Below are 5,395 nucleotides of genomic sequence, written 5' to 3'. Positions count from 1 at the left end.
CTTATCTGACACCAAAATAATGCCCGATCTCGTCACAGCGACTTTGCCCGATCGCACTCTTTCCCAAATCGTCCAAAGCGATCGAATTATCCCCGTCGAACGGACGATCGAGATCTTATTAGCATTATTACAAACGCGAATAAATACCTCCGAAATTCACGGCCAAATCACACCCGATCGCGTAGTAATTGTTGCCGAACATCCGGTGCGGGTGCAAATATTACCCGCTGACGATTTGCGTGCCGACCCCGAATTTAGCGCGCCGGAAGTTCTCAATAGGAAATTTAGCGATCGATCCGATCTTTATAGTATTGGACTGATTGCTATTTATCTACTTACTGGCACTAGGCCATTTCAACTTTTCGATACTGCCAATCGCTGTTGGGTATGGCAAGATTATTGGCAAATAGAGCGGACGACTTCGAGAATTAATATTCGTCAATTAGCCGCGATTCTCGATCGCGCGATCGAGTTAGATCCCGATTTACGATTTAGTTCGGCGCGAGAGATGATGGTGGCTATCCGCGATTGTTATCCGGCACTCGTACCGACGCTGCCGAGTTGGGAATGTTGTCATATTTTAACCGGACATGCTGGTTTATTTGCCGCAATTAAAACGATCGCGATTAGTCCCGATCTGCCGATCGTGGCGACGGGTAGTGAAGATACCACGATTCGCTTGTGGAACATCGATACAGGTGAAGGATTGGGGATTTTAACCGGACATCAACAATCGATCGACACGATCGTTTTTCATCCCCATAAATCGGGATTATTATATAGTAGTGGCAAGGATAGTCTAATTAAGTTATGGAATATTAAAACAGCAGCCGAATTAATCTCGATCGATAGTCAGCAAGCCAAGATTAATTGTTTGGCAATTAGTCCCGATGGTAAATTACTGATCTCGGCAAGTCGCGATCGCACGATAAAAATTTGGTATTTAGGTTTGACTGACGAGCATTCGATCGATAATCTAATTGCGATCGAGACTCATCAATTAAGTGTCAATGCGATCGCCTTCAATCCGATCGCCAGCGAAGTGAAATTTGCCAGTGTTAGTAGCGATCGACGGGTGATGTTATGGGGAATGGATAGTAAAACACCTCTAAGTATTTTGACCGCGCATACTCAAGCTGTCAAAACCCTCGCCTTTAGTCCCGATGGTAAAGTACTCGCTACTGCTGGCGATGATGGTTCGATCCACATTTGGGATTTAGAGCATCGCCAACTTACCCAAACTTTATCGGCTCATCGCTGGACGATTTCTGGGCTAGCTTTTTGCGCCAATGACAATACTTTAATTAGTGCTAGTTGGGATGGCAATCTTAAATTTTGGCAAATCGATACCGGACGAGAAATTGAATGTTTAGCCACTCATGAAGCTGAAGTTTTAGCAGTAGCTGTTTGTCGATCGCGAGGAGCTATTGTCACAGCCAGTCGCGATCGAACTGCCAAGATCTGGAAAAAAGTCTATAATTGAGATCGAATATAACCATTTTATTGAATTTACAAGAAGATCGGATCGACAAATAACAGAGATTGAAATCTCCTGTTTCTTAGACAAGCTATTATTAAAGCAAGATCTAAATATTTACTTTAACGATCGACTATCACTTGCTAAGTATCAACTATCAACTGTTAACTGTCAACTATCAACTATCAACTAATTGATGAGTAATCTTATTTTTGAAGAGTATTTCCAAGATAATCGAAATAACTGGTCGATTTGTAATTCCTCAGAATATGCGACAGAGTTGAGTGACAACGCTTATGTGTTCGAGCATAAGCGCGAGCATGGTTCGTGGCTGGCGTGGAACTATCTCGATAGTAACTGTTTTCATCTAAACCTAGATTTCCACATGCATGTGGTATTAGAAAAAATCGAAGGCGTAGATGGCGAACATGGGATTATCTGGGGTCTTTCGGACGTTAATAACTTTATTGATTTTGTAATTTCCGATCGATTTTTTAAGATTAGGCGAAATCAAGACGGCAATTGGACTACCTATGCTAGCGGCCAAATAGTCGGTCAAATCCACCAGCCAAATGGGATCGATATTTTAGAAATTCGCCGCACCAACGATCTTGTCGAATTTTATCTCAATAGTCTGTGCGTCTCGCAATTAGCGGCGGAGATCTTATTGCCAGGAATGGCATTTGGTTTGGTCGTCTACAATCGGCTCAAAATCAAAGTTCATAGTATCGTCATCGCCACCCCCGCCACGATTCCGGAGGCAATTCGCACCGAGCCAACGATGCCGAATGCTGGCTCCAGCCAAACCGATAAAAAATTGCAAGCCAATTGCATCGAGCATTATCCCCCCGAAGACGATACTCTCGATCGCGTCTTCGCCGATCTCCACGAACTAATCGGACACGATCGTACCAAACAGCAATTTCTGACTTTTTCCAACTTCCTCAAAGTCCAAACCGAACGCCAAATACGCGGTCTGGGGCGCGTCAACACGTCTTTGCACATGTGCTTGTGCGGCCCTCCCGGTACTGGTAAAACGATGGTGTCGCGGCTGGTGGGGCGGTTGTACAAGCAACTCGGCTGTCTCAAAAGCGGTCACACGATCGAAGTAGATCGCGCGGGGTTGATTGGCGGCTATATCGGTCAAACCGCGCTGCGGGTGGAAGATGCGATCGAGCGCGCTCTCGATGGCGTTCTGTTTATCGATGAAGCCCATATTTTGGTCGGCGATTCCGATAATGATTTCGGGCACGAAGCGATCCAAATTTTGCTCAAACGGATGGAAGATAGTCGCGATCGGTTGGCGGTAATTATGGCTGGCTATAGTAGCGAAATGGTGGAGCTGCTCAAATCCAATCCCGGTCTAAAATCGCGGTTCCATCGCCAATTTCATCTCGATCGCTATACACCTACCGAACTAACTCAGATTTTTGCCAAATTCTGTCGCGAACACGACTACATGCTCGATCTCTCCGCACGTCTGGCTCTGCAAGCCATCTTTGAGGATGCCTACAGCCATCAGCTCGATCGCACCTTCGGTAACGGACGCTTTGTCCGCACGATCTTCGAGCGCAGCATCGAACGACACGCCAATCGCGTCGTCCATTCGCTCCCAGACATCGACGATCGGACTATTTCACTAATTACTGCTGAGGATCTGGAGCAGGTTGAGAGTTGAGAGTTGAGAGTTGATAATTAGATTGTTATGGCGGGGTTTGTTTGATTATATAAACTAAATCTCGTAATTTTGCGACCATACTGGATCGACACATTCACCAATTTGTTGATATCGAGTCTCCAAAGGAGAGGCTACGCCAACGATAAAAGCATCCGAAACACCATTAGCATCCGCACTTATTAATTGATTATCTGCGTCCATCAGATATATTCCCCAACGTTGCAGCATCAAACAAACGCAATTGTCGATCGCGATCGACAGGGAATTATTTAGCATAAGTATCCGCGATCGAACTATCGATCTTGGCGTTATCGCCATCTTGCGGTGTGAGGTTAATGATTGTCGCCTCGCAGCGGGGATCGCCGATCCCTGGCTCGATCTACACCCAAGACTGCTCGGGCAAACGATCGCATAATCATCGTTACTAATCTATTTGGTGAATGTCGCAATTACATGTAAGATTAATTTATATTTCTTCAAATTAAGAAACTTTTCTTCAGTATTGCGCTAAGTAGTAACATTCAGACTCACAGATGCGACTCAATCAAAGGATTAGATATTACATTTATCGATCGATCTCAGTCCTCGTAGCCCTAGCGATCGTCGCTAGTTCGTTCGCGATCGATCGAACTGCCTCAGCCCTAAATCCACCCTCAAACCAGGTACAGCACAACCGGATCGCTAACAGCCCGAATATTTGCCCTAGCAATCTCAACTCGGTATTAGATCCGATCGTCAACGCACCCACCTTTGACAAAGGGCAGTGGGGCGTACTGGTACAATCCCTGGCTACCGGACAAACACTGTACGAACATAATGCCGATCTATCGCTAATCCCCGCTTCTAATATCAAACTGCTAACTACTGCCGCAGCAGTGCAAAATGTCCCCAATCTCCCACCAATCGATCTGGAAGAATGGCTGCGATCGATTAGTTTGGTGAACCGCGATAGTAATAACCGACAAGCAAATCGACTACTGAGCCGCATGGGTGGAGTGCAAGCCATCAAAACTGTCATCGCGCCTTTGGGAGTCAACCCCGACACTTATTTTCAGGTAGATGGTTCGGGTTTATCCCGTAGCAATCGGGCAGAAGCGACTACCTTTGTCAATCTGCTTAGGGGAATGTCAAATCTACCCGGAAATAAAATTTTCTACGATTCGCTCTCGATCGCGGGGACAAATGGCACGTTAAGCAATCGCCTTACAGATCCCTTCCTCCTAGGTAGAGTCCATGCCAAAACCGGAACCTTAAAAGGGGTAAGAACGCTCTCTGGATACCTAGACAATCCAAATTACGGCAAAATGGTGTTTAGCATGATGGTCAATCAGTCGGGATTATCGGGGAAGGTAATGACTAACGCGATCGATGACATGGTTTTAGAGCTAGCACGGGTGAAAAACTGCGGTTGAGCGATCGAGGCTCCACAGACTAACCAATCAGCCACAAACCGAGCAGACAAACAACTGATTACTTAAATCGATCGTTCCCATCTGGTCGAGCGATCGGTGTAATCACTACTACGAGTAGTTCATCACGGATGCGATCGATCGCCGTCTTAAATTGGTCGAGCGCATTTGTATCACAATCTCCCGAACTTCGATCGAAAGTAAGGTCGATCTTTTGCCAATCCAGTTAATGTGTTGTAGATTGTGATGCTCATGGTAAATATTGGCTGTATTAAGACTTAGAATTAAAACCCCGATACTTCATGAAAAAAACAACTCTTTACCCCCGTATGACAAGCAAAAGTTCATATTTATTACCTTACTAAACAGTCATTCAATCTTTGCAGTAGAAAAAGTTTATCGAGTTTGCGCCCGATTAATACCATCTGATTTTTTTGCGGAGTTACCCATTCACTATCATCGATCGTGAATCTTTTACCACTGAGCTGGAATACATGCCGTAGCGGACTATCATCAAACCACAGAATACCTTTAGCCCGAAATACATTTTCTGGCAGTTGATAATCGAGAAACTGTTGGAACTTCTTGAGTGCGATCGGGCGATTGCTTTGAAAGGATACCGACATAAACCCATCATTATTTAGATGCGGGGAATCCGGTTCGATATTCATCATAGCCCGATCGAAAAAGTCTGGATCTGAAAGATTAGTATCGAGCAGTAGAGATAGTGGTACATTCCCATGTGCCGAGCGCAAAATCCGCGCTCCTTCTTTAACCGATCGCAAAAAGTTTTCCGTCTTATTTACTCTTTCTGTCTCTTATACACATCTC

Annotated in this window: 5 protein-coding genes; 3 read left to right on the top strand and 2 right to left on the bottom strand. The window is 45.2% G+C overall.

Annotated features, from left to right (window positions below; genetic code table 11):
* A partial coding sequence (locus C7B77_RS22970) for a WD40 repeat domain-containing serine/threonine-protein kinase (protein WP_245894323.1) occupies nt 1-1,483 on the top strand: 1,483 nt, incomplete at its 5' end.
* A 190-nt stretch (nt 1,484-1,673) separates the two neighbouring features.
* A complete protein-coding gene (locus C7B77_RS22965) occupies nt 1,674-3,155 on the top strand; it encodes an AAA family ATPase (protein WP_106310387.1) in 1,482 nt (493 codons plus the stop codon).
* Nucleotides 3,156-3,209: 54 nt separating this feature from the next.
* Here the strand turns inward: C7B77_RS22965 and C7B77_RS29390 are convergent, their stop codons facing one another.
* The gene (locus tag C7B77_RS29390; protein WP_146138465.1) at nt 3,210-3,431 is read right to left on the bottom strand and encodes a hypothetical protein; all 222 of its coding nucleotides are present in this window, start codon (nt 3,429-3,431) and stop codon (nt 3,210-3,212) included.
* 257 nt (nt 3,432-3,688) lie between these two features.
* On the opposite strand from C7B77_RS29390, the gene C7B77_RS22960 reads away from it, so the two are divergent.
* Nucleotides 3,689-4,567 carry a D-alanyl-D-alanine carboxypeptidase gene (locus C7B77_RS22960; protein WP_106310384.1) on the top strand — a complete coding sequence of 293 codons (879 nt, stop codon included), beginning with the start codon at nt 3,689-3,691 and terminating at the stop codon, nt 4,565-4,567.
* 350 nt (nt 4,568-4,917) lie between these two features.
* Here the strand turns inward: C7B77_RS22960 and C7B77_RS22955 are convergent, their stop codons facing one another.
* Nucleotides 4,918-5,349 (bottom strand): CobW family GTP-binding protein, encoded by a 432-nt coding sequence (locus tag C7B77_RS22955; protein ID WP_106310381.1) that lies wholly within the window; start codon nt 5,347-5,349, stop codon nt 4,918-4,920.
* Nucleotides 5,350-5,395: the final 46 nt, after the last annotated feature.

Origin of the sequence: Chamaesiphon polymorphus CCALA 037, assembly GCF_003003845.1 — a bacterium.
Taxonomy (GTDB): Bacteria; Cyanobacteriota; Cyanobacteriia; order Cyanobacteriales; family Chamaesiphonaceae; genus Chamaesiphon; species Chamaesiphon polymorphus.
This window is presented reverse-complemented; position numbering and strand designations above follow the sequence as displayed.

Coding starts and splice junctions, on each gene's coding strand:
- C7B77_RS22965 (WP_106310387.1), top strand. CDS start 1,674: ATGAGTAATCTTATTTTTGAAGAGTATTTCCAAGATAATCGAAATAAC.
- C7B77_RS29390 (WP_146138465.1), bottom strand. CDS start 3,431: ATGCTAAATAATTCCCTGTCGATCGCGATCGACAATTGCGTTTGTTTG.
- C7B77_RS22960 (WP_106310384.1), top strand. CDS start 3,689: ATGCGACTCAATCAAAGGATTAGATATTACATTTATCGATCGATCTCA.